At 39.8% G+C, this 24910-nt stretch carries 23 protein-coding genes; 8 read left to right on the forward strand and 15 right to left on the reverse strand.

The annotated features are described in order from the left end of the window. Positions 1-58 precede the first annotated feature (58 nt). From KJB05_RS16775 to KJB05_RS16845, 15 genes are all read right to left on the reverse strand, one after another. On the reverse strand, positions 59-1849 hold the full coding sequence (locus tag KJB05_RS16775) for an acyltransferase family protein (RefSeq protein ID WP_208445364.1): 1791 nt from the start codon (positions 1847-1849) through the stop codon (positions 59-61). Beyond that, positions 1846-2931 (reverse strand): glycosyltransferase family 4 protein, encoded by a 1086-nt coding sequence (locus KJB05_RS16780; protein ID WP_208445363.1) that lies wholly within the window; start codon positions 2929-2931, stop codon positions 1846-1848. The genes KJB05_RS16775 and KJB05_RS16780 overlap by 4 nt, the downstream gene beginning before the upstream one ends. A gap of 5 nt (positions 2932-2936) precedes the next feature. Further along, positions 2937-4220: a hypothetical protein gene (locus KJB05_RS16785; RefSeq protein ID WP_208445362.1), complete on the reverse strand. Its 1284-nt coding sequence runs from the start codon at positions 4218-4220 to the stop codon at positions 2937-2939. Further along, on the reverse strand, positions 4220-4957 hold the full coding sequence (locus KJB05_RS16790) for a glycosyltransferase (RefSeq protein WP_213053089.1): 738 nt from the start codon (positions 4955-4957) through the stop codon (positions 4220-4222). Before KJB05_RS16790 ends, KJB05_RS16785 begins: the two co-directional genes overlap by 1 nt. Further along, the gene (locus KJB05_RS28875; RefSeq protein ID WP_213053090.1) at positions 4954-5178 is read right to left on the reverse strand and encodes a glycosyltransferase; all 225 of its coding nucleotides are present in this window, start codon (positions 5176-5178) and stop codon (positions 4954-4956) included. The genes KJB05_RS16790 and KJB05_RS28875 overlap by 4 nt, the downstream gene beginning before the upstream one ends. Positions 5179-5190: 12 nt before the next feature. Further along, the gene (locus KJB05_RS16800; RefSeq protein WP_213053091.1) at positions 5191-6222 is read right to left on the reverse strand and encodes a hypothetical protein; all 1032 of its coding nucleotides are present in this window, start codon (positions 6220-6222) and stop codon (positions 5191-5193) included. A 26-nt stretch (positions 6223-6248) separates the two neighbouring features. Continuing rightward, positions 6249-7499: an O-antigen translocase gene (locus tag KJB05_RS16805; RefSeq protein ID WP_208445359.1), complete on the reverse strand. Its 1251-nt coding sequence runs from the start codon at positions 7497-7499 to the stop codon at positions 6249-6251. Between the two features lie 69 nt (positions 7500-7568). Further along, the gene (locus KJB05_RS16810) at positions 7569-8672 is read right to left on the reverse strand and encodes a DegT/DnrJ/EryC1/StrS family aminotransferase (RefSeq protein ID WP_208445358.1); all 1104 of its coding nucleotides are present in this window, start codon (positions 8670-8672) and stop codon (positions 7569-7571) included. Beyond that, the gene (locus KJB05_RS16815) at positions 8665-9135 is read right to left on the reverse strand and encodes an acyltransferase (protein ID WP_042604320.1); all 471 of its coding nucleotides are present in this window, start codon (positions 9133-9135) and stop codon (positions 8665-8667) included. Before KJB05_RS16815 ends, KJB05_RS16810 begins: the two co-directional genes overlap by 8 nt. Further along, entirely contained in the window at positions 9116-9532 is a 417-nt protein-coding gene (locus KJB05_RS16820; protein WP_042604321.1) for an FdtA/QdtA family cupin domain-containing protein, read from the reverse strand. The genes KJB05_RS16815 and KJB05_RS16820 overlap by 20 nt, the downstream gene beginning before the upstream one ends. After that, positions 9533-10399 carry a glucose-1-phosphate thymidylyltransferase RfbA gene (gene rfbA, locus KJB05_RS16825; RefSeq protein ID WP_042604322.1) on the reverse strand — a complete coding sequence of 289 codons (867 nt, stop codon included), beginning with the start codon at positions 10397-10399 and terminating at the stop codon, positions 9533-9535. Then, positions 10399-11463 (reverse strand): dTDP-glucose 4,6-dehydratase, encoded by a 1065-nt coding sequence (gene rfbB, locus KJB05_RS16830; protein WP_208445357.1) that lies wholly within the window; start codon positions 11461-11463, stop codon positions 10399-10401. Before rfbB ends, rfbA begins: the two co-directional genes overlap by 1 nt. A 42-nt stretch (positions 11464-11505) precedes the next feature. Continuing rightward, on the reverse strand, positions 11506-12441 hold the full coding sequence (locus tag KJB05_RS16835; protein WP_230676687.1) for a Wzz/FepE/Etk N-terminal domain-containing protein: 936 nt from the start codon (positions 12439-12441) through the stop codon (positions 11506-11508). 108 nt (positions 12442-12549) lie between these two features. Then, positions 12550-15243: an SLBB domain-containing protein gene (locus KJB05_RS16840; RefSeq protein ID WP_208445356.1), complete on the reverse strand. Its 2694-nt coding sequence runs from the start codon at positions 15241-15243 to the stop codon at positions 12550-12552. Positions 15244-15311: 68 nt separating this feature from the next. Then, positions 15312-15827 (reverse strand): porin family protein, encoded by a 516-nt coding sequence (locus KJB05_RS16845; RefSeq protein WP_208445355.1) that lies wholly within the window; start codon positions 15825-15827, stop codon positions 15312-15314. Between the two features lie 651 nt (positions 15828-16478). On the opposite strand from KJB05_RS16845, the gene KJB05_RS16850 reads away from it, so the two are divergent. From KJB05_RS16850 to waaA, 8 genes are all read left to right on the forward strand, one after another. After that, positions 16479-16703 (forward strand): hypothetical protein, encoded by a 225-nt coding sequence (locus KJB05_RS16850; RefSeq protein ID WP_208445354.1) that lies wholly within the window; start codon positions 16479-16481, stop codon positions 16701-16703. Between the two features lie 66 nt (positions 16704-16769). Further along, entirely contained in the window at positions 16770-17444 is a 675-nt protein-coding gene (locus KJB05_RS16855) for a YjbF family lipoprotein (RefSeq protein ID WP_208445353.1), read from the forward strand. Then, positions 17441-18196, forward strand: a complete 756-nt coding sequence (locus tag KJB05_RS16860; protein ID WP_208445352.1) for a capsule biosynthesis GfcC family protein — start codon at positions 17441-17443, stop codon at positions 18194-18196. Before KJB05_RS16855 ends, KJB05_RS16860 begins: the two co-directional genes overlap by 4 nt. Positions 18197-18198: 2 nt before the next feature. Beyond that, complete coding sequence (locus KJB05_RS16865) at positions 18199-20394, forward strand: YjbH domain-containing protein (RefSeq protein ID WP_208445351.1); 2196 nt, start codon at positions 18199-18201, stop codon at positions 20392-20394. A 153-nt stretch (positions 20395-20547) separates the two neighbouring features. Next, positions 20548-21489, forward strand: a complete 942-nt coding sequence (gene rfaD / locus KJB05_RS16870) for an ADP-glyceromanno-heptose 6-epimerase (RefSeq protein WP_208445350.1) — start codon at positions 20548-20550, stop codon at positions 21487-21489. 115 nt (positions 21490-21604) lie between these two features. After that, complete coding sequence (gene lpxM / locus KJB05_RS16875) at positions 21605-22594, forward strand: lauroyl-Kdo(2)-lipid IV(A) myristoyltransferase (RefSeq protein ID WP_208445349.1); 990 nt, start codon at positions 21605-21607, stop codon at positions 22592-22594. Then, positions 22591-23649 (forward strand): lipopolysaccharide heptosyltransferase II, encoded by a 1059-nt coding sequence (gene waaF, locus KJB05_RS16880; protein WP_208445348.1) that lies wholly within the window; start codon positions 22591-22593, stop codon positions 23647-23649. Before lpxM ends, waaF begins: the two co-directional genes overlap by 4 nt. Beyond that, complete coding sequence (waaA, locus tag KJB05_RS16885; protein WP_208445347.1) at positions 23643-24908, forward strand: lipid IV(A) 3-deoxy-D-manno-octulosonic acid transferase; 1266 nt, start codon at positions 23643-23645, stop codon at positions 24906-24908. The genes waaF and waaA overlap by 7 nt, the downstream gene beginning before the upstream one ends. Positions 24909-24910: the final 2 nt, after the last annotated feature.

Here is a 24910-nt window from a genome sequence, read left to right on the forward strand (position 1 = left end):
CAACGTTACCTTTCATTGATGATTTAGGTATTACTTAAAGCCCCAAATTGAACCACAACTACCTCCAAAGCAGCACCCTTTCAATTACATCCTCTAGTTTTTTGGCACCACTCAAAGTCAGGTGATTGCTATCAAAGTAGAGCAGATTGCCTTGTTCATCTTTAATGTTACAGTCTGGAGTGCAGAATACACGACTAACAGGAAATAATCGAAACTCATTAGTATTATTTGCTAGCATAGATAAGCCTTTTAGATAGCTTTCATGAGTACGTTTATAATCTTCAAGAGTTTGTGAAAGAGAGTTCTTGTAATAGACCGCTTTAGGTACACTTTCATTCCAAATAGGAACAGGCTCTATAAATGCTACTCTTACATTGGCCAGCGTAGCCTTTGCTAGTAATTCCTTAACAGTTTCAATTTTTATGTCATGAAATTTATAATGAAGGACAATTTTATCAACATGGTGTTTTTCAACAACTTTCATTACCGAGTTAACATCTATACCAGAACGTGTCATTAGGGGACGATTTGACACCATGAAATAAACTCTGATGTTCTGACTTTCTGCAACTTCTGTAAACTCTTTCTTAATTGCATCTGCGTGACTGTTACCAACCAGTAGAACATTCTCTGTATTATCTTTCTCATCAAGCCCTGTTAGTTCACAAACAGGACTTGTCGGTGACATTAATCGGTTCAACGTCCCACAGCGATAGTTACTTCGGTCCTTTAATGCAAAGAAAACCTTAGCCTCTTCATTAAGATACATTAAGCTTGGAACTTGACTACCAACCACGATACTCAAAACAGCAGCGGTATAAAGGATTATCGCTGTTTTTCTTGAAGCTTTAAACATCCTTTGTTTTTCTATCAATTCATACAGCAAAACAGATAGAATAAGAGTCGCGACCAATAATGTAAATATTTCTAAATAGGAGAGAGAGAAATTTGCATTGACCTCAAATGGAGTGTATGTGTACAACAAGATTAAGGGGAAATGCACTAAATAAATTGAATAAGAGCGGTCTCCTAACCAAATCAAAGTTTTCCCTACTTTACTTTCAACTAAATATTTTGGAATACCATTAACTATGATTAAGAATGTAACTATACATACAAACAAAGCGCCTAACCCTGGGTGTCCCCATAAAATACTTTTTTCTCCGCCTGAGACTGGGAGAAATATTGAAGTAAGTAATAGACAAATTGCTATTATAGATAGCGTAGCGTTACTCTTATTTACTTGACCGTTTGTTGTGAATGATACTGCTGCAACGTAACCAATCAAAAACTCCCATACCCTAAATGGCATAATAAAGAATGCTGATTTGGTAGATATCTTTAAAAGAGCAAAGCAAGCAATCATTGATAATATAATTACAATTACTTTTGCTGGCTTACATCGAGAAAAAACATAAACAAGGACTGGAAAAACCAAGTAGTACTGAATCTCTACTCCTAAAGACCAAAAGTGAAGTAAGGGATTAAAGTTTTCAGAAGAAAAATAGGAATTTTGTGTCCAAAAGTAAATATTGGGAACTAAAAACAATGATGCAGTAGCCTGAGTTAGTATACCGTCTAGCTCAGAGGGCAACACTAAAACACATGAAGCGAGCACTGTAGTAATTAGAGTGACTCCATATGCGGGCAGTAATCTTTTAGCTCTTCTCTGGAAAAAACTGATCGTATCTTTGCCTTGATATAGCACCCCCATCAGGAATCCACTAATAACAAAGAACATATCAACGCCGAGAAATCCGCTTCTAATGGTCGAAATATTTAAATGATAAAGAACAACCAGAGCTACTGCTATTCCACGTAATATTTGGATATCTGATCTATACTTCATTCCGATGTAAACCTATAAAAGGAATCTTTTAGTTTCTTTGTATTCACGTCTCTACAGCCATTCGAGACTACTAAATTACGATTATGTTCTAATATTTCACGTTGCTCTTCAAATTTAAGCGAACATTTGGAGAAACCATCGATAATAGTATCTATATTAGTTGTATCAACAAATATTGCATGGTCATCGTCTAGCCACTCTCTGTTTGCGTCCAAATCAGACACTATAGGAATTAAACCTGCACACATTGATTCCAACAATGATAATGGGCAACCATCCATAACAGGAATGCTAATAACAAACTGATGACTACTGAAAAGTTCCAACAATGATGATTCATCAACATAGCCTACAATATCAACACGTCCATTACCAAAATTTAATTTAGATACTATAGATTCTAGCTCTTCAACTGGCCTACCTCGACCGATTATAGTTAAGGTTGAAGCTTTGTTAGTTTGTAGCGAATATGCTGAGTATGCATTGATGATTAGGTCTATATTATATAGTTCGTCCCAATTTCTTATGGAAAGAAATCTAAGTTCTTCACTTTCCCGAAATTTTTTCTGAAAATCGAGCTTATATTTTTCGGTCAATACCCCATACTGAAAGACATCAACATTATTAGGCTCAGCACCTAATTGAACTAGTTTTTCTTTGATGTGCTCTGCTGGCGCATTAATCCAAGAGAATCTTTTCAATGCTAATCGAGCAAGCTTTTTGAACCAATTAGGACGTGTTGGAATGGAGTTAACATCTGTCCCCCATACCGATAATATTTTCTTACATCTAGAAAATAAAAATGCAGAACCGAGACCGTAAGATGAGAAGTAGCTTGCGTATATTAAGTCTGGCTTTTCCTTTAAAAATATCCATTGCAATAATGGGAGGTTTAAAAAAAAGTCTAGACGATTATTAACAAATCTGGGCAAAGAAACTACTCGTATTGCCTCATTTCTAGCAAATGAGGCTTTGTCGTTGTGTAGTGTAACAACCACTATCTCAAATTCACTATCAAACTTCGAGATCCACTTTTGAAGATGACCTGATGATACAGGTGCATAACATAAAACTTTTTTCATCCTAATTATTCATCTTTATAAGTTATTCTTGATAAAATAGAAACCACACATACTAAAATGGCAAAACAAACAAGGCTAATGATAAACTCCCGACCAAATAAAAAGTCTGAAAACTTTTGGTTTATTCTTAGTGTGGGAAGAAACGTAAACAAATATGCGACACCAAAACCTGGAGCATAGCCAATTATTTTGTCTATCACTTTGACAACAGTGTATATAAAAAAACCAACACAGAAAGGAGAGATAATTAACCCAACCGTTCCAAACATTGACCAAGCCTGACCTAAGAAATAAGAATTTGAATTGACTATATTGGTATAATTATTATATATATAAGGAAGAACATCAACATCTGCATGTTCAGGGTAAATACCGAATCTATTAATAAATAACATCCCTTCCCATTGATATTTTGAGCTAGGCTCAATCGAGTTTATCATATGGTAAAAACCTTGGTTTTGAGCTATAAAAACACGTTCGTATATAATGTTAAACAACCCATCAATATCAGATTCCATAGTAAAAACATATGACAACACAAGAACTATAGTAAAAAACAAAATTAGATATAGAAAATTCTTATACCTTCCGGTAAAAGCTAGATACATAAATGCTGCTATAAGAATTAAAAAAAGAACTTTACTTTTAATTATATTAAGAGATAGAAATATTGCAGAAAAAACAAATGAAATAACTAGTGTCTTTTTACCAACGACTTTATGCTTCAAAAAACAATAGAATATGTAGAAGAACTGAAATGTCATCAGAAAGTTTATAACGGGCGTTATATATTTGGGGTTATACTTACCAAAATTATTTTGATACTCAACCCTCAGTAAATACGCCTCAGCAACCTTTCCCTTAAGAGCAAGCAATAAAGGACTTTCTGGTAATACAAAAAGGTAATAAAACACAGTAACTGCTGATAGTAAAAGCAATATGTTACACTTTTGCTTTGCTTTTACTTCATCATAATCTAACAATACAGCTTTTTGATAATTTCTGGGTGGCGATATATAGACCAATGCTATATTAACAAGAAATATTATTGCAATTGAATAAAGATACCAAAAACCGATGCGCTCTAAAACAAAATAGTCAATACCACGATATCGATAAGAAGAAAAATCAAAAAATGATATGAGCAAGACACCAGGTAAAGAGAAAACAAAAATTTGAATTATGAAAACGAAACCTATTGGGTGAGCACCTTTACCAACTAGCTTTGTATTAGCGTATTTAAAGGAGAGCATAACCAACATGAATATAAAAATTACAATCCAGAGCATTATACAGTTTTCTTTGAGTAGTTAATGATCTTATCTTTTATTTCAGAAGGCTCAAATGCCAATATATACAATAAGACAAATAGAGCTTTCTTCCTATATGATTTAGTGCCAATAAGAAATCTTAATCTTTTGCTATCTTGTAGTTTTTTGGTCAAAGTAAATCTTTTGAAATTACCACTGAAGAAATCATAATCATCAATTATAATAAACTTTGTTGTTTTGGTTATAAACTTAGATAATCGATTAGGACTGAAAAGATGTTTCCTATCTTCCCAAAAATTTAATATTGACTCATAATCAACTTTCTTCCTTCCGTTTACTGCTTTTACTGGAACACGATAAACAGATGTTGTTTTATTATTGTACAAAGCAATTAATTGACTTGAAAGGACATCACAGAAAAATTGATAATCCTGGTGTCTTTTTAATTTCTCATCAAATTTAACTTTCTCTGATAGCGTTCTTCTAAAGAAGAATGAGCCTGTTTGAGGGGGAGATATGAGTAACGCATCAAATTTATTAGTCAATACGTTAGCGTCAATAACTTTTCTTTCTATAAATTTCGACTCGTACTTATAAAGCACGTTAGAGTAGACAAAATCACACTTCTCTTCTATCAAAAATTTTAAGTTCTCTTCTATGTGATTTTTCTTCCAATAATCATCCCCATCAATCAACGCAACAAAGTCGCCCTCAGCTATTTGCATTCCCTTATTTCTACTATAGGCACCATTCATGTTATTTTTGTTACGAAAAATCTAATACTCACATTAGAGGATAATGAAATTTCTTCAACAATTTCGTTTAACTTTTCACTATCATTGGAATAATCATCGATAATAATTATTTCCTTTGGCGTTATAGTCTGACTTGTAACACTATTTAAGCAATCAGCAATGAATTTAGAGTCATTGTAATAAGGAACAATTACTGATACTAGACCATTAGCAGCTTTCATCAAAAACAATCTCTATATATTTTTTGCAATTAAACTAGGCTCATGATAATTGTAAGCGTAATTTATACTCATCTCTTTTAATTTATCAAGATCCGTTCTTTTGATGAGCGCAGAAACAACATCAAAAATAACATCCTCGTCTTCAACTATGTCATATACAGGCGCTTCTGCACCATTTGTAATTTTATCTCTTGCCTTTTCGTCAAATGATGAGACTAATATATGACCTCTTAGCATAGAGTAGACACCATTCATTCCATATGAATTTGATTTGCATTGGTCTACTGCAATATCTACATTTAACATTAAATCTAGATACTCTTTTTGAGGTAGTTGATATGGTGAAATTATTTCCACATTATTATAGGTTTCTTTCACTTTTTGTAGCGCTTTTAGAATTTCATCGCTACCTTTGATTTCAGGCCGAGTACGCCCATGCAATATTACAATACGATTATAGTCTGTAATTTTTGGATTAATACGAACTTCAGGAACTTCACATGCGAGAGGTATAACTTTAGTTAACTTTTTCGCATAATATGTGTTTTTCCAAGCGAGTTCATAATCGTACATTATTGGAACAATTTTCTTAACACTCATCGCACAAAGATGATGTGCTAACTTATCTTTCCAAGTAGAATAAAAGTTAGGTCTTGGGTACGATATCCCAGTATAAACCCATCTTTTTAAAATGCCTTTTTCACCAGCTGTTATATAGGCTCTATCTGCTCCACATGCTAATAGATATGTTTTTTTTCTAAATAGAAAGAATATCAATATAAATAAAGGCCCGGCATTAGCAAACCCCAAAAAACTTGGATTCATATATATTATTCGGTCATATTTTAAGAAGGTTGGGATTAGTCTTATTAGCTCAAGTATCTTTCCAATCTTATTATTCTTCTTCAGTGATATATCTACTGAAATATCTTTCCAGTTATCGCCTGTTGGACTAAAAACATCACAATCTAAACCGATTTCTCTAAAGCCTTTTTTCAAAGAGCGCCCGAATCCACTGTACTCACCCCAGATTAGTATTTTCATAAACCTGCCACGTTATAAATTTAAGTTTATTTTTTAGAAAAAATAGTTGTTTTAACTATGATCAACATCATAAAGTAATATATAACATAGTTTATTGCATAAGCATATGTAACACCAACAAGACCGAATTTTTCTACAAAAATCATAGATAATACTGTAAGTGACAAAGCAAAAAATATCTCACTTATTATATAGTGCTTCATCATAGCTTTTGCTACAAGTAGGTATGATAACAGCCAAGACGCTATTTTTAGCACATCACCAACAAGTTGCCATTTAAACAGAACTAGCATTGGTTTAAATTCTTCAGAAAATAATAACCAAACAATAAAATCTTTTAATATAAAAATAATTACTGATAGGCATACAACCAATGGAATAATAAATTTGTAGCCTTGAATTAGTTCTAATTTTAGCTCTCTTGAAGAATTTAGTTCAGACAACCTTGGAAGGTAGTAGGTACTCAATGCTGTTGTGATGACCATCAAATACATGGTCGATATATATGTTATTGCTTGCCAATACCCTGCCTCATCCCAAGATAAGTTCTCTCCAATATAGTTTCGAATAATTAATGATGAGACTGGAATTGTGAAAGCGGTAACTAATGTCATTAGAGAATATTTCAGCAGTTTATTAGTATACAACTTACTAAAGTTTATCCTTAATATGTCCCTGTTTATTAAATTAGCTTTTTTATATTTGTAAATCATTATCACAAATACTATTGACTGATTTGTAACTAACGCCACAAGTGCCCCATCAAGAGCAAAGAAATAAATTAGCAGCGTTGTAGAAAATAATCCATAAAGGCTTTGGCTAATATTTATAGATATGTATTTTTTTATTTCTTTCTTGCCGTTTAATATCGAAAGAAACAGTTGGTTGATTGTGAAAAGAATTAGTGTGAATGCTAAAACACTTATAACATAGGAATAATTTTCGGTTGAAAATATATACTCCGACATTTTTTTGGAAAATATAAACAAGAAAAAGCTAACCGTCATACTCGATAATAGTGTTATCGAGAAGGCGGTACTCCAGAGTACTTTCCTATCTTTCTCTTCTTTGTATTCTGCAGTATACTTAGTTACGCCTGTATTTATACCCCCCTTAGCTATTGTTTGTACAACAGTAAGTGAATTCTGAAATTGTCCTATTAATGCCAAGCCAGATGGGCCGATAAATACAGATATAGCTTTATTAATAACCAAGCCAGAAATTAGTCGTATTACAGTAGCTATTAGAGTTAAAAATGATGTTTTTATTAAGTTCAATTTTCTATTCTTTCAATAAAAGAAAAAGAAGACGTGTTCACGTCTTCTTTATATAAGCTCAAGAATAAACTAACTTTTAAAGCTATTTATTGCCTCGACAACAGCTGTTCTCTCTTGCTCGGTTAAATAAGGCGACATCGGTAGAGAAAGGACTTCCTCTTGTAGTTGCTCAGTCATCGGCAAGCATAGATGATTCAATTCACTGTAAGCCTGCTGCTTATGGGGAGCAATAGGATAATGAACTTGCGTCTGAATACCACACTCTGTCAAATGCTCAACGAGCGCTTCACGATTAGGAGTTCGCACAACAAACAAATGCCATACGTGTGCTAAAGGTTCCGTTACTTCAGGCAAAGTTACGTATGGGTTATTTATCTCTCTCAAGTAAAACTCTGCTAGTTTTTGTCGTGCATTAGTTTGAGCAGGAAGGTACTTAAGCTTCACCGATAGCATTGCCGCTTGCATCTCATCTAGTCGGCTATTCAAACCTTTGTAAAGGTTTTGATATTTTATGTGTGATCCATAATTACGAAGCGCACGCAGTGTCTCCGCCAACTCATCATCATCAGTTGTAATGGCACCACCATCACCTAATGCACCTAAATTCTTACCCGGGTAGAAGCTAAAACCAGATGCATCTCCCCAAGCCCCTGATCTCTTTCCTTCGAGTTCGGCACCATGGGACTGAGCGCTGTCTTCTAGCACTAATAGTTGGTGCTTAGTAGCAAGAGCCATAATTGTCGGCATATCTGCTAATTGACCGTACAAGTGTACAGGGATTATCACTTTAGTTTTATCTGTGATCGCTGCTTCAATCGCTTTAGGACAAATGTTATGAGTTACCTCATTTGGCTCCACAAACACAGGCACTAAATCAGCTTCAGTAACGGCCAACACTGATGCTATATAGGTATTCCCTGGGACGATAACTTCATCACCTTTGTTGATCTTTCCTTGTTCTCGCCAAGCTTTCAATGTCAACGTCAGCGCATCTAGACCATTTGCGACGCCAATACAGTGCTTTACACCACAATAATTTGCAAACTCTTGCTCAAACTTTTCTGTTTCAGCACCAAGAATATACCAACCAGACTCTATCACTCGCGCACAAGCTTGTTTTAATTCGTTTTCGTACTCGGCATTTAAGCGCTTTAGCTCTAAAAAATTAACCATTATCTTTCTCTACATAACGTACTATCTTGGCTGGAGAACCAACTACAACAGCATAATCAGGCACTGAGCGTGTAACAACACTTCCCGCTCCAACCATCGCGTTTTTTCCTATAGTAACACCTGGTAAAATCGTTGCATTAGCACCGATAGAAGCACCTGATAGAAGTTTTGTTTTCGGAAACTCATCTGGCCAAACTTTCGAACGAGGAAACTTGTCATTCGTAAAGGCCGCCGCGGGGCCGATGAAAACATCATCACCGATTTCAATCCCATCCCAGAGATAAACACCGCATTTAACAGTGACTCTATCGCCAAGCACCACATCATTCTCGATAAATGTATGTGCACAAATGTTACAGTCTCGACCAATTTTCGCCCCCGCTAACACGACAGCAAATTGCCAAATAGACGTACCTTCACCAATATCGGATGTTGCTACATCGCTAAGCGCATGAACTCTCATTTTTGACCTCTTCAAGAAACGAGTCGTAATCACGAATATAATCCGCTTCGTCATACAGCTCACTTGCTACAACCATTAACACACAGTCTTCTGAGAAATCATGCATTTCTCGCCACTTAAGGCCTTTTATATGTAGACCGACATCTGGGGATGAAAGTGTTACTTGCTCCTTCCTCTCACCATCATCAATCAAAAAGGTCACATTACCTTTCAGGCAAATTGCGATTTGCTCTAAATTATAGTGAGCATGAAAACCTCTTGATACATCACTTTGAGTATCAAAAATGTAATAAATACGTTTGATCTTAAAAGGAATGTTACCGTTCTGCTCTAGTGAAACTAAAGAGCCACGCTCATCCCCTATTTTCTGGAACGATATTAGTGGAGCAATTGACATTTATTCTTCCGATAGTTCTAGTAGGTAACGGCCATAATCATTTTTGGAGAGCGCCTTACCCGCAGCTTTAATGTTCTCTTGAGTCAGCCAACCTTGACGGTAAGCAATCTCTTCGAGACATGCAACTTTGTAACCTTGCCTTTTTTCAATCGTTTCGACAAAGTGCGCAGCCTCCAGCAGACTTTCGTGCGTGCCTGTATCTAGCCAAGCAAAGCCTCGACCTAGAATATCTACCTTCAGCTTACCTTTTTCTAAATAAGCTTGGTTGATACTGGTAATTTCCAACTCACCTCGATGGGAAGGTTCAATACTTTTCGCAATGTTTACGACATCATTATCATAGAAATACAGCCCGGTAACTGCACAGTTAGATTTCGGATTCTTAGGCTTTTCTTCAATGGAAAGCGCTCTCATCTCATCATCAAACTCAACAACCCCAAAACGCTCAGGATCTTTGACTTTATAACCAAAAACGGTTGCACCTTCAGTCAGTGCTGCAGCCTGTTGAAGCTTTGGCGAAAAGCCTTGTCCATAGAAGATGTTATCACCTAGCACTAAGCAAACTGACTCGTCGCCGATAAACTCTTCACCGATAATAAATGCCTGAGCGAGACCATCTGGAGTAGGTTGGATTGCATATTGCAGTTCAATACCAAAGTCAGAACCATCGCCAAGCAAGCGCTGAAAGCCTTCTTGGTCTTCAGGAGTGGTAATCACCAAAATCTCACGAATACCAGCAAGCATAAGTACCGACAGTGGGTAGTAGATCATTGGCTTATCGTATACAGGCAGTAACTGCTTAGATACGCCTCGCGTGATTGGGTATAGACGAGTACCAGAACCACCAGCAAGAATAATACCTTTCATTATTCACCCGCTCCTAATCGTTCAAGGCTGTATGAGCCATCAAGCACACGTTGCCACCATTGCTGATTGTTTAGATACCATTCAACGGTTTTGCGAATGCCACTTTCGAATGTTTCTTCCGGCGTCCAGTTAAGCTCTTGAGCAATCTTTGTTGCATCAATTGCATAGCGTACATCATGCCCTGGTCGGTCTTTCACATATGTGATCAAAGATTCATAAGATTCGACACCTGTAGGTTTGTTTGGTCGAAATTCTTCAAGTAGCGAGCAAATGGTTTTCACGACTTCAATATTCGCTTTTTCATTGTGACCACCGATATTGTATGTCTCGCCAATTTCCCCTTCTGTCACGACTTTGTAGAGTGCGCGAGCATGATCTTCGACGAACAGCCAATCACGGATTTGCATACCATTACCGTACACAGGCAACGGCTTGCCATCTAAGGCATTCAAAATCATCAGTGGGATCAGTTTCTCTGGGAAGTGGTAAGGTCCATAATTGTTCGAGCAGTTGGTCACCAACGTAGGAAAACCGTAGGTGCGCTGCCACGCTCGAACAAGATGATCGCTGGACGCTTTAGAAGCGGAGTACGGGCTACTCGGCGCATAGGATGTGGTTTCAGTAAACAAATCATCCGTACCTTCTAGGTCACCATACACTTCGTCGGTAGAAATATGATGGAAACGAAAAGCTGCTTTGCGTTTATCATCCAGTGTCGACCAATATTGACGAGCCGACTCCAGAAGGTGATACGTTCCCATAACATTGGTTTCAATAAATGCCGCAGGTCCATCAATGGAACGGTCTACGTGAGATTCAGCCGCAAGGTGCATTACGAGATCAGGTTGATACTTCGCAAATACGCGATCAAGCTCTTCACGTTGACAAATATCAACATGTTCAAAATGGTAACGTTCACTATCCGATACTTCCGCCAAGGACTCTAAGTTACCAGCGTAAGTCAATTTATCTAAGTTAATGACGGTATCCTGGGTATCACGAATGATGTGTCTTATGACTGCAGAGCCAATAAAACCAGCACCACCAGTTACTAGTATTTTCATAATTACTACATAATTCCTTTGAGTACTTTATGGGTAGGCATATCAACTTGTAAGTTGTTTTTGCTTTCTATAGACATGCAGAACTAAAACAATAATACAACTAAGGAATCCACCTAAAAATGTTCCCAAAATGCAGATAATCGCCCGACTTGGTTGTGTTTTTTCTTCTGGTACAACGGCTGGGTCAATCACTTTGAAGACAAATTCTTCTTGTACTTCAGCCAACATCAGACTTTTTGTTTGCTCTTCAATTAGCTTATAGAAAGTACTTTGCATATCTGCAATCGCAGTTTTTGCAAGTTGTTGATTCAAATATTCAAGATTCTGTGAAGTTTCGGAAATAGTCCGCTCTCGCATTACCTTGTTTATATCTTGAACTATCCAATTGACCCATTCCTTTGCAATAAATGGCGAATAGTGCATTATGGATACAGAATATAGTCCGCTTTCTTTATCTTGCTTTACTTTTAGAACATTTTTAATGAAGGTTTCATATGCCTCCTGTGATGAAGGTTTAGAGCCTCGCAATCCACTTGGTTCTCTTAGCCAAGTATCAGAGCTTTCGTCGTACACCTCATCATCAATTAAAAGCATATTCTTTCCCAGATCCCAACCTTTTGCAGCCATAAGAGGTACTAAAAGATCATGCTTTTTAATAAACCCTTCAACAAAATTACGAGACTTCATTACCTGAACCGCTAATTCTGTTTGATTTGAATCATTACCACCCAAATTGACTCCCGCTAAAGCTGCTAGGCCGCCAAATTGAGCTGCCATTTGGGATAACTGATTCCCTCCAGAGCTTTCTGCAGGAGCAAGCAACGTATCTGCTTTATATATATTAGGAACATTCAACGCATAGACCACTGAAGCTACGGCAAATGTAAGTGTGGTCAGACAGATAAATAATTTCTTGCTCCAAAGAACGTCAAAGATTTCTTTGAGGTTAATATCATCGTCAAATATATTTTTTGACAAAATACATACTCCATAAAAAGTGAAATGTAACACCTGGCGTTTTAGTTCACTCAAATAAAAATACAAAGGTTACTATCATAACTGAAGGTAACCTTTACTATTCACCTACTACTTAAGAGCGTTTATCGCTACACCAGTTTGGTATAGGATCTGGGTAGCAGCAGTCCAGGTGCTCAATGCATCTCGGTAGTCGGTATCAATTGGAACTACAATTGTGTCGCCTGCTTTTAGCTCTTCATTATTATTACCAAACCAGTAGCCAGACGTTGGTTTGTAGACAGAGCCGTCTGCGCGAACTACGAAAATTCGGTCTTCATCCGCTTGTTTTTTAGCACCACCTGCTTTGTTCAAATAATCACCAACGTCTAGTTTGTTGTCCAACAAATATGTAATTGGGACTTGAACTTCGCCCATAATTGAAACCGTATTGCGGAAGGTAGGTACGAACAAAAAGTCGCCGTCTTCCAACATAAAGTCGGCAGAGCGTTCACCTTTAGTAATTCGATTAAGCTGAACAACCATACGACCAAGCGCTTTGCTCTTACTCGCTTCTTCTACAAACTTAAGGGTTTTCTCTGGATCTGAGATCACCGACCCCATATTACTATCTGCTCGGAAGGTTTTCTTTGCTGTTTCTGCGCGCATATCTGCAGCATATTGATTAAGCAGTTTTTGTTCTTGAAGACGTAAAGCCTCACGAGTAAAGATAGCCCCTTGAGGATGTGCAAATTCGGTCAAACCACCAGCACGTTCAAGCAACTCACCTAAGGTCTCACCTTGACGAACTGTATATGTTCCAGGGAAGCGAACTTCACCTTGCAAGGTAACTGTGCTTTGCAGTTTAACATTAGGTTTTTCGAGAATGTTCAGGCGATCACGGCCAACAAGGATGGCATCATCTGCGGTGCTTCCTTGAATCGCTTTACGTAAGTCAATACGTTCTACGTCGATCGAAGCACGTTCATCCTTACTGCTGATCACGGTGCGAGCCAGTTCAGCATTAATAGAAAATGCGTTGTAAGTTAGACCGCCTGCAGCTTCGATTAAAGTAGACACCGACATGCGAGGCGTTAATGGATAACGACCTGGGTGTTTAACCTCACCGAATACTTCGGCGATTTGTGGCGCTAAACCTAAACGAGATTGTTGTTGAAGTTGTAAAAGTACCGGAGCAAGCAACGTACGGCGAGTATTCTGCTTCAACGCATCAAAATCTTCTTTGGTTATTTCTTTTCCACGGAAGATAATTTTCGGCTGTTCTGATTCTTCAGTAGAAGGTTGCCCCAATGCCATATTGTCTGTCGCTGAGGATATGGCAACAGAAGAGCTCATCACTTCTTGCTCTTTTTGTTGGTCCAGTTCGGCTTTAAATTGAGCCTGCTCAAGCGTTTTCGCTTTCGTCACCGTATCTTGATCCGCTAGTGTATCTAGGTCTTCATTATTGAAGCGGTTAAAAACCAGCACTCGATCACGTGAATTTAGCTTTAGGTTATCTTTGCTACTTGGAGAAAGAATCGCGTTCGCCAGATTAACTTGATAAACCTCTATATCACGTTGTGGGTTAATCTCACGAACAACAACAGCATAGTTAACGTCGGCAGTAGAATTAAATGACGTATCTACCGATTGGAACAAATCAGCGACACGCAGACCGCTCTTCCATTCGATGAAGCCAGGATGGCGTACGTCACCCTCGATTTGTACGTAACGAGTTAGTTCTTCACTCTTCTTCAGTACATTAACAGCGTCACCATCTTTGACTTTGATTTGTTGATCGTGTGACTGGCTGAAGTTAAGAGTTAATGCGTCACGCGCACCTTTCGCTGCATAACGTTTGACTTCAATTTGGTCACTGTAAGCATTGGCAGTAAAACCACCCGCCATTTGAATCGCTTGTTTATAGGTTTCACCTGATTTCACTTCATAGATTGCAGGGCGGTTTACCTCACCATCAATCGCAATGGTATCGCCGACTGCACCAATAAAGACCACATCACCAGGTAACAGTCGCACATCGTTGCGTGCGTCGCCTTTTAGCAATAGGTCATACATATCCAGTTTGCGAATCACCTGACCATTACGCTTTAACTGCACGTTACGCAATGCACCGCTATCTCCAAAACCACCACTGTAATAAATGGCCTGAGAAATAGTGGTTAGTGCACTGACAGTGTAAGCACCTGGCTTGTAAGCGTCACCCATAACAAAGACTTGCATGGTGCGCATCTCACCCAGTGAAATGTCGCTACGAACGCCAATCATTTGCTCTTTTACACGTTGGTTTAGTGAATCACGAACTTCAGAAAAGCTCATGCCTGCCACTTGAACTGGGCCAAGTGATGGAAAGTTGATAGTACCCGCGCGATTTACTCGCAAACGATGCGTCGTGTTCTCTTTACCAAATAACTGAATAACAATTTCGTCACCCGCGCCGACTGTGTAATCAGCAGGAACAGGCACATCGTTCACTGGTGCAAATGTCGTTGGCGAACCCGCAAATAGATCCAAGCCGAAGCGTTTCAACTCTTCGTCTTCTTTTGTTACATCTGCTTGGTTCGTTTGATTGGCATTACTCATCTCTGGACGAGGATCAATCACTTGAGGGTTTTGATAGCTACTTGGTTGAGAAGAAGAGCCAGAAGGGAGAGAAATACCGTACTTACTTGCTAGTGCTTGCTGTTGGTCAGCAGGTAAGCTTTGGAACATTTGCATTTGTTCCGGGGTTGGAGTCTGCGCATGACTGAACGACGCAAAGACGCTTGCCAGTACACAAGCGGCAATCGAGAAATATCCTTTAAACATGATAATTCGCTATTTAAATCGAGAGTTAAAAAATCCTAGTTACTAAAACTAGGCACTAGGTCTTTTAATTAAAATCGGTGCTGAAAGCCGAGTGTAAGTGCATTCAGGCGAACTTGGTCTTCTGATGTACTGTCAACAAACTCGAAAACAACCGCATTATGCTTGTCTAAGGCATAATGCATACCTAATCCAAAGCTAAAACTTTGGTCGTTGTTCGAACCGACATTCTGTTGGTCGATTTGGACACTGGAGTAACCAGCAAGTCCGTAAAGTGCGAAACGTTCAGAAACCGGCATGTTCAACTTAACAAAACCACTTGCTAAGCCGTCTACTGCAAGTCCGTTTTCGCGCTGTACTGAGGTGCCGTAACGCGCTTCTAACGCTACATAATCATTAAAGAAGTAACCTGCTTGTGCTTGAAGAAGGAAAGGATTGCCTTCGGTTACGGAAGAAGTAGAAGAATGGTGGTATTCGGCATTAGAGTAGCTCACTAACGCACCTGCATAAAAATCTGCTGAGGCCGCAAATGAGCACAAGCCTAAGCTGATTGCACTCAACGTCCCTAACCATGGTCGTTTGTTCATCACGTAAGTGTTCCTTGGGTATTGACTGACCGCTGCACATGAATGACGCACGCAGTGAATGTCAGTTAACTCTTTGTCTGTTTACTTGTGCGTTTTCACGCTACCGCCCTGCGGCATTACGCGTTAGCCACTGTTCGCTGATTACCGAGCTGCTCGGCTTATTGATATAAGTGCTTTTTTCAAGCTTCGCTTTTGTGACAAGAAAATCAAAAATCATTCTTGAAAAGCACCGCATAAAAGCTGGCAAATTATGCATGGATTAGCGCAAAACGGCAAGGGTACTCACTCTAAGGTTTGAGAATGGACATTCTTGTTTTTGAGAGCAATGGCACTCTGGGCGTCATTAACCTAAGAGTGACAAAGCATAACGTTATACTTATTGCGAATGTCAACTTACTACTTACTTCGATATTAGCGGGTTAGTGTTACTTGTGGCCGAGTTATCCTTCATTACACCGCTAGGCTCTAGTTAATATAACTAAAACCACCTGCAAATAAATTGTCTTTTCAATGAGACGCTTTCTTTAGAACTTGGTAAAATTCCATAGGAAACTATTTACATGCTGATTGTTTTTTAACTAAAATGACAGATGGTATGTTCTAAACAAACCAAACATCGATGTTTTAAAATCTGAAATACAAGGATTAATAATGAAGAACACAGCTCTAGCTATTCTTATGGCTCTAAGCGCTTCAACTGCATTTGCAGCTGAAGAAGCAGGTTCTGCTGGTGCAGCATCTGCATCTGCAACTGGCACAACTGCAGTAGCAGTAGGTGCAGCAGCAGCAGTTACAGTAGTAGCAGTTGCAGCATCAGACAGCGACTCGTCTTCTACTTCTACTTCTGCTTCTGCTTCTGCTTCTGCAGCTCAGTAATCAAGTCTAAGTAGTAGTAATAATCGCCCTGAGTTTTCAGGGCGATTTTATTTGTATGAGGGAATGATGACTACTTTTCTATCTCAAAAATGGACACGCTTGCTCGTTTCCTTACCCCTACTAAGCCTCTCCTTTGGTTGCACTCAAAAATTCAACGACGTTTCGGCTACCGTTCGGGAAGCGTATGGCAACTACATTGATGTAGAACTAACTCCGGCTGAAATTGATGCAGTCCCTTATGCGAGTGCTTATCTAAAAATTGGTAATCAAAAACAGGTGTTTGTCGTTCTCGCCTTTGCAGAACTAAATCCATTAACAGAAAAAACACAACTAAAATGGGTTAGTGCAGATAAAGCAATGGTAGTAACTGAAAACGGACATATCGTTAAAACTATCGGACTTCAAACTACTAATTTAGCCGGCGTATATGGTGAGGTCCCACCTTACTCACACTCGCCAGAAGAGTTCTCCCTTTCTTACGATTGGTCTGAAGAATACCGTTATAATTTTCCGGCTGAGGTCAAACGATCACATCTAGGTAAAGGCATGGTAATCACACCCATCTCATCGACAGAAACCGATGCTTACAAAGAAATCGTGACCTTCCCCAGTCTAGAAGAAAGTGTAGAGAACACATATTGGGTCGACAAGAACGGGCAAGTAATAAAAACACGTCAGCACCTAGGCCCAAACATGGTGCCTATTGAATTGACAATTTTGAAAGGGTATAGCAAATCATGAGTAAGCGACTACTTTCTTTACTAGGCTTAGTAGGCGTTGTCAGTATTACGGCCCTACCGGCTATAGCTCAGAACCAAAATTTACCTACGCTACAAGTTGAGTTAGCGGGTACTGGAAAAGCCTTACAATTCGAACAACCGGCTCGTTTAGACAACGTTCTGAAACTCGCACAAGAGCAGAACATTATCTTGCAATATCCTCTCGCGATTATTTTATTTGATGATTCAGAACAGGCACAACAAAAAAGTCTGGCTTTAAAAAACGCAGTGTTGAACCAAATGATTCAATACAACCTCGTTGGCCACCCATTTTACAAATTTATTCAGCAAAGTCAGTTTGCGCCTCGCGTTCTTTCCGCCGTCGATATTGATCAGATTCGCTTAGACAAATTTAATAATCCGCTTTTAAAAGGTCAGTTTGTCTTAAGTGCACCTCAGCGAACAGAAAAAGTGCTGTATGTGGGTAATGTGGACAAGGTTTATGCGATCAAAAATCTAGCAGGTATCCCTCTCCATCAACAAGTCGACAACCTGAAAAGCAGTGAAGTTGGTAAACTGGCTCAACCGCCTATTTTAATTTATCCAAACGGTGAAGTCGTTACCCCTCATCATGGCAACTGGTTAACCAAACAATATTATTTACCGCCCTTGACCATGGTCTACGTCCCATTTGACGACTTTGAGCAATCGCCAATGGACCAAAACATCGTCAAACTGCTATCACAGCGTAAACCAACTTCATCGAAGAATTAAACATGAACCTGATAAGAACCAGTTTATCTCTTTCTTTAATGGGCCCTGCGTTGGTTTGGGCTCAAGACGTACCTTTTGAAGCTCCAAGCTTAACTCCTTCCCAATCCGATTTTGGTGGCGCAGGCTTAATGCAGATGCCCTCGGGTAGAATGTCAGAGGAAGGAGAGTTCAATTTCTCTGTTACTGGGAGCGACGAATACTTATTCTATAATGTGACACTTCAAGTTCTTCCATGGCTAGAGACTACAATACGGTATACCCGAGTCCAAGATCTACCTTACTCATCTACCTTACCTGGTGTAGATAATGCCTACACCGACAAAGGTATTGATTTTAAATTTAGACTTTGGGAAGAATCTCAGTACGTTCCAGAAATTGCTCTGGGCGTTAGAGATTTTGCAGGTACAGGTTTATTCGATGCTGAATACATTGCTGCAACAAAACGTTATTCGAATCCAAACCTTGGTACTTTTGATTTTACTTTAGGTATGGGATGGGGTTATCTGGGCACTCGAGACAATATTACTAACCCCTTCTGTAAAGCCTCTGATAAATTTTGCGATCGCTCAGAAGAATTCCTAGATTCAGGAGGGACAACCAACTTTAGCAGAGCATTTAAGGGACCCGCTGCCTTATTTGGTGGTGTAGAGTTCCAAACACTACACGCCCCACTGCGCTTTAAAGTCGAATACGACAGCAATGACTACAGTACCGATTATCCAGTAGTAGGTGCAGATGTCGATATGACACCACATACACCTTGGAACTTTGGCGTCTTATACCGTTTAGGCAATATGGCTGATTTAAGGCTTAGCTACGAACGAGGAGATACCCTCGTCGCAGGCATGAGTCTGTATACAAACTTCAACAACATGCCTTCATTCTGGCGTGATACGCCAACTCCAGAACCAGAAGATAATCAAGCAGAACAAATCTCTGACGTCGATTGGGAAAGAGTTAGTGAAGAACTTGATAAAATTGCTGGTTACGAAACAAACCAAATTTATATAACAGACAACAAAGTCTCTGTTGTCGGTGAGCAGAAGAAGTATAGAGATCGTGATGAAGCTTATGAAAAAGCTTCAGCGGTTCTCTACAATCAACTTCCGAAAACCATCGACACTTACTCTATTAGTGAGCGTAATAAAGGATTGGGTACCACACCTGTTGATATCTCTGCAGATAAATATAGGGATGTCGCTCAGGTCAATTATATTGACCCGAAAATTGATGACGCCATCACTGGTTACTCAACTAAACCCAGGGGTGTACCAACCTACGATGGATTTAACCGCTTTGATTGGGGCTTTGCACCAAAACTAGCTCAAACCTTGGGTAGTGCAGAAGATTTTTACCTGTTTAGTGTAGGTTTGAATGGTAGTGCTTCTTACTGGCTTACAGACAACCTAGAAATTGGCGGTTCATTATACTGGGACTGGTACAATAACTACGATAAGTACATTTACGTAACGCCACCAGATGGTACGGATGTGCCTCGTGTGAGAACCATGTTCCGCGCCTATAACAATGAACATGCCGTTACTATGTCAAACCTGCAGTTAACATGGTTCCAAAACTACTCAGATTCTATGGATCAGCAATTCTATGCGGGTTACTTGGAAAGCATGTTCGCTGGTGTCGGTACTGAATTCCTATATCGCCCCAACGGTGCTAACTGGGCTATTGGTGCTGATGTTAACTTGATTACTCAACGCGACCCTCAAAGCTACTTCGGCGTTTATGATGAAGAATGGCAAAACGTTCCGGAATATGGCCGCCCATTCCGAGTAATTGACAAAGGCTTTACTGGTTTCGTATCAGGTTACTACTACCCACAATGGGAATTCCTACAAGACTTGATGATTCAAGTTGATGTAGGCCAGTTCTTAGCTGGTGATGTAGGTACTCAATTGAATGTATCTAAACAGTTCAAGAGTGGTGTAATCGCAGGAGCTTATGCATCTTTCACAGACCTTTCATCTGAAGAGTTTGGTGAAGGTAGCTTTACTAAGGGCTTCTACATTTCGATTCCATTCGACATTATGACGGTCAAACCGAGCAATAATCGTGCGAACTTTAGCTGGCAGCCATTGACTCGTGATGGCGGTCAGAAACTAGGTCGTAAGTACAGCCTCATTGAACTGACAGATGCGCGTAATCCGTGGTATCAACGCCCGAATACATCAGATGAAAAGTAATCTAATCACTCATTAGATTGCCTAACTAATACAAAGGAAGCTTCGGCTTCCTTTTTTGTTTGCCTAATGACAACGACTGCCCCTAGCACTAGCACCTAAAGGCTTAACTCTGCTAAACTTCATGAGAAAATTTTAATCTATGGTGGAAGTCTTATGATCATCGTAACTGGTGGTGCTGGCATGATCGGCAGCAACATTGTTAAAGCTCTGAACGAAGCAGGTATTAACGATATTCTGGTTGTCGACAACCTAAAAAATGGCAAGAAGTTTAAAAACTTAGTTGATCTTGATATCACTGATTACATGGATCGTGATGACTTCCTTACCCAAATCATGGCAGGTGACGACTTCGGCCCTATCGAAGCAATCTTCCATGAAGGCGCTTGTTCTGCGACAACTGAGTGGGACGGCAAGTACATGATGCTAAACAACTATGAGTACTCAAAAGAGTTGCTTCATTACTGTCTAGATCGTGAAATTCCATTCCTATACGCGTCATCAGCTGCGACATACGGTGAGACAGAAACGTTCGTTGAGGAGCGTGAATACGAAGGGGCACTTAACGTATACGGCTACTCAAAACAGCAGTTTGATAACTACGTTCGTCGTCTGTGGAAAGACGCAGAGGATCATGGCGAGCAGCTTTCTCAAATAACAGGTTTCCGCTACTTCAATGTGTACGGCCCACGTGAAGATCACAAAGGCAGCATGGCATCGGTAGCCTTCCACCTAAATAACCAGATCAATGCTGGTGAAAACCCTAAATTGTTTGCAGGCAGCGAATCATTCAAACGCGACTTTGTTTACGTTGGTGATGTGTGCAAAGTAAACCTTTGGTTCCTAGAAAATGGTGTTTCTGGCATATTCAACTGTGGTACTGGCCGTGCAGAATCTTTTGAAGAAGTGGCAAAAGCAGTTGTTAAGCACCATGGCAAAGGTGAAATCCAAACCATTCCGTTCCCTGAACACCTAAAAGGTGCTTACCAAGAATTCACGCAAGCCGACCTAACTAAGCTTCGTGTTGCAGGCTGTGATGTAGAATTCAAAACGGTAGCAGAAGGTGTTGCTGAATACCTAGCGATTCAAAACCGTTAATTCCCTTCAAAGGTGGTAGTTAACTATCTACCACCTTTACTCTGATACGATTACTAGTATCAATTCTACAGACCCCCAATCGCCTTTCTTCAAAAATATAGGTACTTAAAACTTCATGACTAATCAACGTGATGATTTCGATCCTAAAGCTTATAACCCTGAATTTGAGCGCCACTTTTTAGCGCCGAAGTATTGGGGGACATGGATAGGCGTTGTCCTTTCTTTGCCGCTTGCTTTATTACCTTTAGGGGTTCAGAAATGGCTAGCAAAAGTCATTGCGAAGAAACTGGCTAAATCGCACAAAGGTCCGGCTCACCGAGCTCGTGTCAACTTTGAGCTGTGCTTCCCAGAGAAATCATTTGAAGAGCGCGAAGCACTGATTGAAAAAACGCTTTATACCGCAGCATTGTTCTTTTTCCGTTTCAGCTTACTAAGCTTACGCTCATCTAAATGGTTACAGCAGCGTTGCCAAATCCGCGGTTTAGACATCCTACAAAAACACATCGACAATAATGAGAAAGTCATTTTGATGGTTCCACACTCATGGGCGATTGATATTCCTGCGGTGTTGCTTGCTTCGATGGGAATGCCCGTCTCTGCAATGGCAAAAAAGCAGAAAAATGAAGTGGCTGATTGGCTAATGCACGAACAACGTGTGCAATATGGCGGTCGTGTTTATGAGCGCTCTGGTGGTGTTAAGCCGTTTTTGAAATCAGTTCGTGACGGTTACATTGGCTATTACTTACCCGATCAGGATCATGGTCCTGAGCACAGCGTTTTTGTCGATTTCTTTGCGACCAGAAAAGCAACGCTTCCAGGCTTAGGAAAAATTGCCAAACTATCACGCGCTAAAGTGTTACCTATGTTTGCTTCTATGAACACAGAAGATGGTACGTTTGATATCGAAATCTTACCGGCGTTTGAGCTAGATAAAGGCGAAGAACAAGACGCTCGCACTTGTAATCAAGCGATCGAGTACTTTGTTGCAAATAAACCAGAACAATACATGTGGGTGCTACAACTTCTGCACTCTCAAGAAGACGGCAATAACTATTACAACCTATTTAAACCGAGATACAACACTGACTGGCAAATAAGCAAATGAAAAAAATCTTAATTATTGGCCCTTCTTGGGTTGGCGATATGGTGATGTCGCAGTCTCTTTATATCGTCTTAAAGCAACTCCATCCAGAAAGCCAAATTGATGTAATTGCACCTGGTTGGTGCAAACCAATTCTTGAGCGCATGCCAGAAATCCATCAAGCTATTGAAATGCCTATTGGTCATGGTGAATTCAACTTACTCGGTCGTCGCGAAATCGGTAAATCATTACGAGAAAAACAGTACGACCACGCATACATCCTGCCGAAGTCTGCAAAATCTGCTCTTATCCCGTGGTTCGCAAACATTCCTCTTCGTACTGGTTGGAAAGGCGAAATGCGATACGGTTTACTTAATGATTTGCGACCAAATATGAAGTCTTTCCAATTCATGGTTGAGCGCTATGTGGCATTAGCTTATCCACAAGAGGAGATGATCGACTCTTCTTCTCTAGGTGGTTTAGAAACCCTACCTCGCCCTAGCCTGTTTATTGATAAAAAAGAGCAAGCTGAAGCGATTGCAAAGTTTAATCTCAATCAAGAGTCGCCTGTTGTTGGCCTGTGCCCAGGTGCAGAGTTTGGTCCTGCGAAAAAATGGCCTGAAACACATTACGCAGAAGTTGCATCAGCTATGGCGAATGCAGGAAAGCAAGTGTGGCTATTTGGTTCTCAAAAAGACCTTGAGACCTGCAACAACATCAAGCAATTAGTACCTCAAGAACACCAGCACCAGATTCATGTTTTGGCAGGGCAAACGAGCCTGATAGAAGCCGTTGATCTGCTAGCGGCATGTCAGACTGTTGTAGCAAACGACTCGGGTCTTATGCACGTGGCAGCTGCCGTTGGTTGTAACGTCGTTGCGGTCTATGGTTCAACATCTCCAAAGTACACTCCACCGCTTGCGGAAAAAGTAGAAATTGTTCACACCGATATTGACTGCCGTCCATGCTTTAAGCGTGAGTGTGAGTTTAAGCACCTTAAGTGTTTAACTGAATTATCACCAAAACAGGTGCTAGATAGCATCCAAAAACTTGAAGCGATAACGGTAAGTTCATGCTAATCCGCATTTTTTACACATTGCTAATTGCCCTTGCGTCCCCTTTCCTCTTATTTGGTTTATACAAAAGTAAACCGAACAAGCCCAAATTTGGCCAACGATGGAAAGAGCATTTTGGTATTACCCCAAAGCTAGAGACAACTGAGCACCCTATTTGGATTCATGCGGTTTCGGTAGGCGAAAGCATCGCTGCTATCCCACTCATTAAAGAATTGAAAAAGCAAAAACCAACCCAACCTATTTTAGTCACCACCACAACCAGCACTGGTGCGGAACAAATTGCTAAGTTGGGCGACTTAGTTGAACACCGCTATATGCCTATCGATTTCGGTTTTGCCGTGAAAGGCTTTCTAAAGGCAATACGGCCAAAGCAAATGTTGATAATCGAAACCGAGCTTTGGCCAAACACGCTTAATACTGTCCATAATGCCGGAATCCCTATCATTGTGGTCAACGCTCGCCTCTCTGAAAAGTCGTGTAGGAACTACGCAAAAGTGCAGCCACTGTTTGACCTCTTACATCCATGCATAGATAAGGTCCTTTGCCAAACAGAGTCAGATGCTGAGCGCTTTGAACGTTTAGGTGTCGAGAAAAACAAACTTTTTGTTACTGGCTCGATAAAGTTTGATATTCAGATATCAGACGACGTAAAAGAAAAAGCTAAATCGCTAAGGAATGCTCTCGGATTAGAGCGCCCCATTTGGATTGCTGCCAGCACTCATAAAGGGGAGGATGGGCAGGTATTAAAAGCTCACAAAAAAATCTTGAAATCTCACCCAAATGCTCTCTTAATTCTTGTTCCAAGACATCCAGAGCGATTCGATGATGTATTTGAGCTTTGCCAAGGTCAAGGCTTTGAAACTGCTCGCCGTACAAGCCAAGAAGAAGTAACAACATCGACCCAAGTTTATCTTGGAGATACCATGGGTGAGATGCTGATCTTGATTGGTGCTTCCGATATATGCTTTATGGGCGGTAGTTTAATTGGCGATAAGGTTGGTGGGCATAATGTCCTAGAGCCTGCCGCTTTGGGTGTCCCAGTCATCACTGGGCCGAGCTACTATAATTTTAAAGAAATTGTTGAAGATCTAATTGAAAAAAAAGCAATAAAGCTCGCCAACGCAGGACTCTCCCTATCGATTCAAGTGGTAAATTTGATAGATTGTGAAGAAGAGCGAGTTACAATGTTAGAAAACGCTGCTCTTACCTTGAAAAACAACAAGAATGTGATCAGCAAATCATTAAATCTCATTACGCGGTAGTT

The organism is Vibrio sp. B1ASS3, assembly GCF_905175355.1.
GTDB classification, from domain to species: domain Bacteria; phylum Pseudomonadota; class Gammaproteobacteria; order Enterobacterales; family Vibrionaceae; genus Vibrio; species Vibrio owensii.

What these genes read in the sequence shown, in the direction of transcription:
- KJB05_RS16865 (WP_208445351.1), top strand. Translation starts at nt 18,199, where the DNA reads ATGAACCTGATAAGAACCAGTTTATCTCTTTCTTTAATGGGCCCTGCG.
- KJB05_RS16780 (WP_208445363.1), bottom strand. Translation starts at nt 2,931, where the DNA reads ATGAAAAAAGTTTTATGTTATGCACCTGTATCATCAGGTCATCTTCAA.
- rfbA (WP_042604322.1), bottom strand. Translation starts at nt 10,399, where the DNA reads ATGAAAGGTATTATTCTTGCTGGTGGTTCTGGTACTCGTCTATACCCA.
- KJB05_RS16845 (WP_208445355.1), bottom strand. Translation starts at nt 15,827, where the DNA reads ATGAACAAACGACCATGGTTAGGGACGTTGAGTGCAATCAGCTTAGGC.
- KJB05_RS16855 (WP_208445353.1), top strand. Translation starts at nt 16,770, where the DNA reads ATGACTACTTTTCTATCTCAAAAATGGACACGCTTGCTCGTTTCCTTA.
- KJB05_RS16810 (WP_208445358.1), bottom strand. Translation starts at nt 8,672, where the DNA reads ATGGTTAATTTTTTAGAGCTAAAGCGCTTAAATGCCGAGTACGAAAAC.
- KJB05_RS16790 (WP_213053089.1), bottom strand. Translation starts at nt 4,957, where the DNA reads ATGAATGGTGCCTATAGTAGAAATAAGGGAATGCAAATAGCTGAGGGC.
- KJB05_RS16815 (WP_042604320.1), bottom strand. Translation starts at nt 9,135, where the DNA reads ATGAGAGTTCATGCGCTTAGCGATGTAGCAACATCCGATATTGGTGAA.
- rfaD (WP_208445350.1), top strand. Translation starts at nt 20,548, where the DNA reads ATGATCATCGTAACTGGTGGTGCTGGCATGATCGGCAGCAACATTGTT.
- lpxM (WP_208445349.1), top strand. Translation starts at nt 21,605, where the DNA reads ATGACTAATCAACGTGATGATTTCGATCCTAAAGCTTATAACCCTGAA.
- KJB05_RS16840 (WP_208445356.1), bottom strand. Translation starts at nt 15,243, where the DNA reads ATGTTTAAAGGATATTTCTCGATTGCCGCTTGTGTACTGGCAAGCGTC.
- KJB05_RS16775 (WP_208445364.1), bottom strand. Translation starts at nt 1,849, where the DNA reads ATGAAGTATAGATCAGATATCCAAATATTACGTGGAATAGCAGTAGCT.
- waaF (WP_208445348.1), top strand. Translation starts at nt 22,591, where the DNA reads ATGAAAAAAATCTTAATTATTGGCCCTTCTTGGGTTGGCGATATGGTG.
- KJB05_RS16850 (WP_208445354.1), top strand. Translation starts at nt 16,479, where the DNA reads ATGAAGAACACAGCTCTAGCTATTCTTATGGCTCTAAGCGCTTCAACT.
- waaA (WP_208445347.1), top strand. Translation starts at nt 23,643, where the DNA reads ATGCTAATCCGCATTTTTTACACATTGCTAATTGCCCTTGCGTCCCCT.
- KJB05_RS28875 (WP_213053090.1), bottom strand. Translation starts at nt 5,178, where the DNA reads ATGAAAGCTGCTAATGGTCTAGTATCAGTAATTGTTCCTTATTACAAT.
- KJB05_RS16860 (WP_208445352.1), top strand. Translation starts at nt 17,441, where the DNA reads ATGAGTAAGCGACTACTTTCTTTACTAGGCTTAGTAGGCGTTGTCAGT.
- KJB05_RS16820 (WP_042604321.1), bottom strand. Translation starts at nt 9,532, where the DNA reads ATGTCAATTGCTCCACTAATATCGTTCCAGAAAATAGGGGATGAGCGT.
- KJB05_RS16785 (WP_208445362.1), bottom strand. Translation starts at nt 4,220, where the DNA reads ATGCTCTGGATTGTAATTTTTATATTCATGTTGGTTATGCTCTCCTTT.
- rfbB (WP_208445357.1), bottom strand. Translation starts at nt 11,463, where the DNA reads ATGAAAATACTAGTAACTGGTGGTGCTGGTTTTATTGGCTCTGCAGTC.
- KJB05_RS16800 (WP_213053091.1), bottom strand. Translation starts at nt 6,222, where the DNA reads ATGAAAATACTAATCTGGGGTGAGTACAGTGGATTCGGGCGCTCTTTG.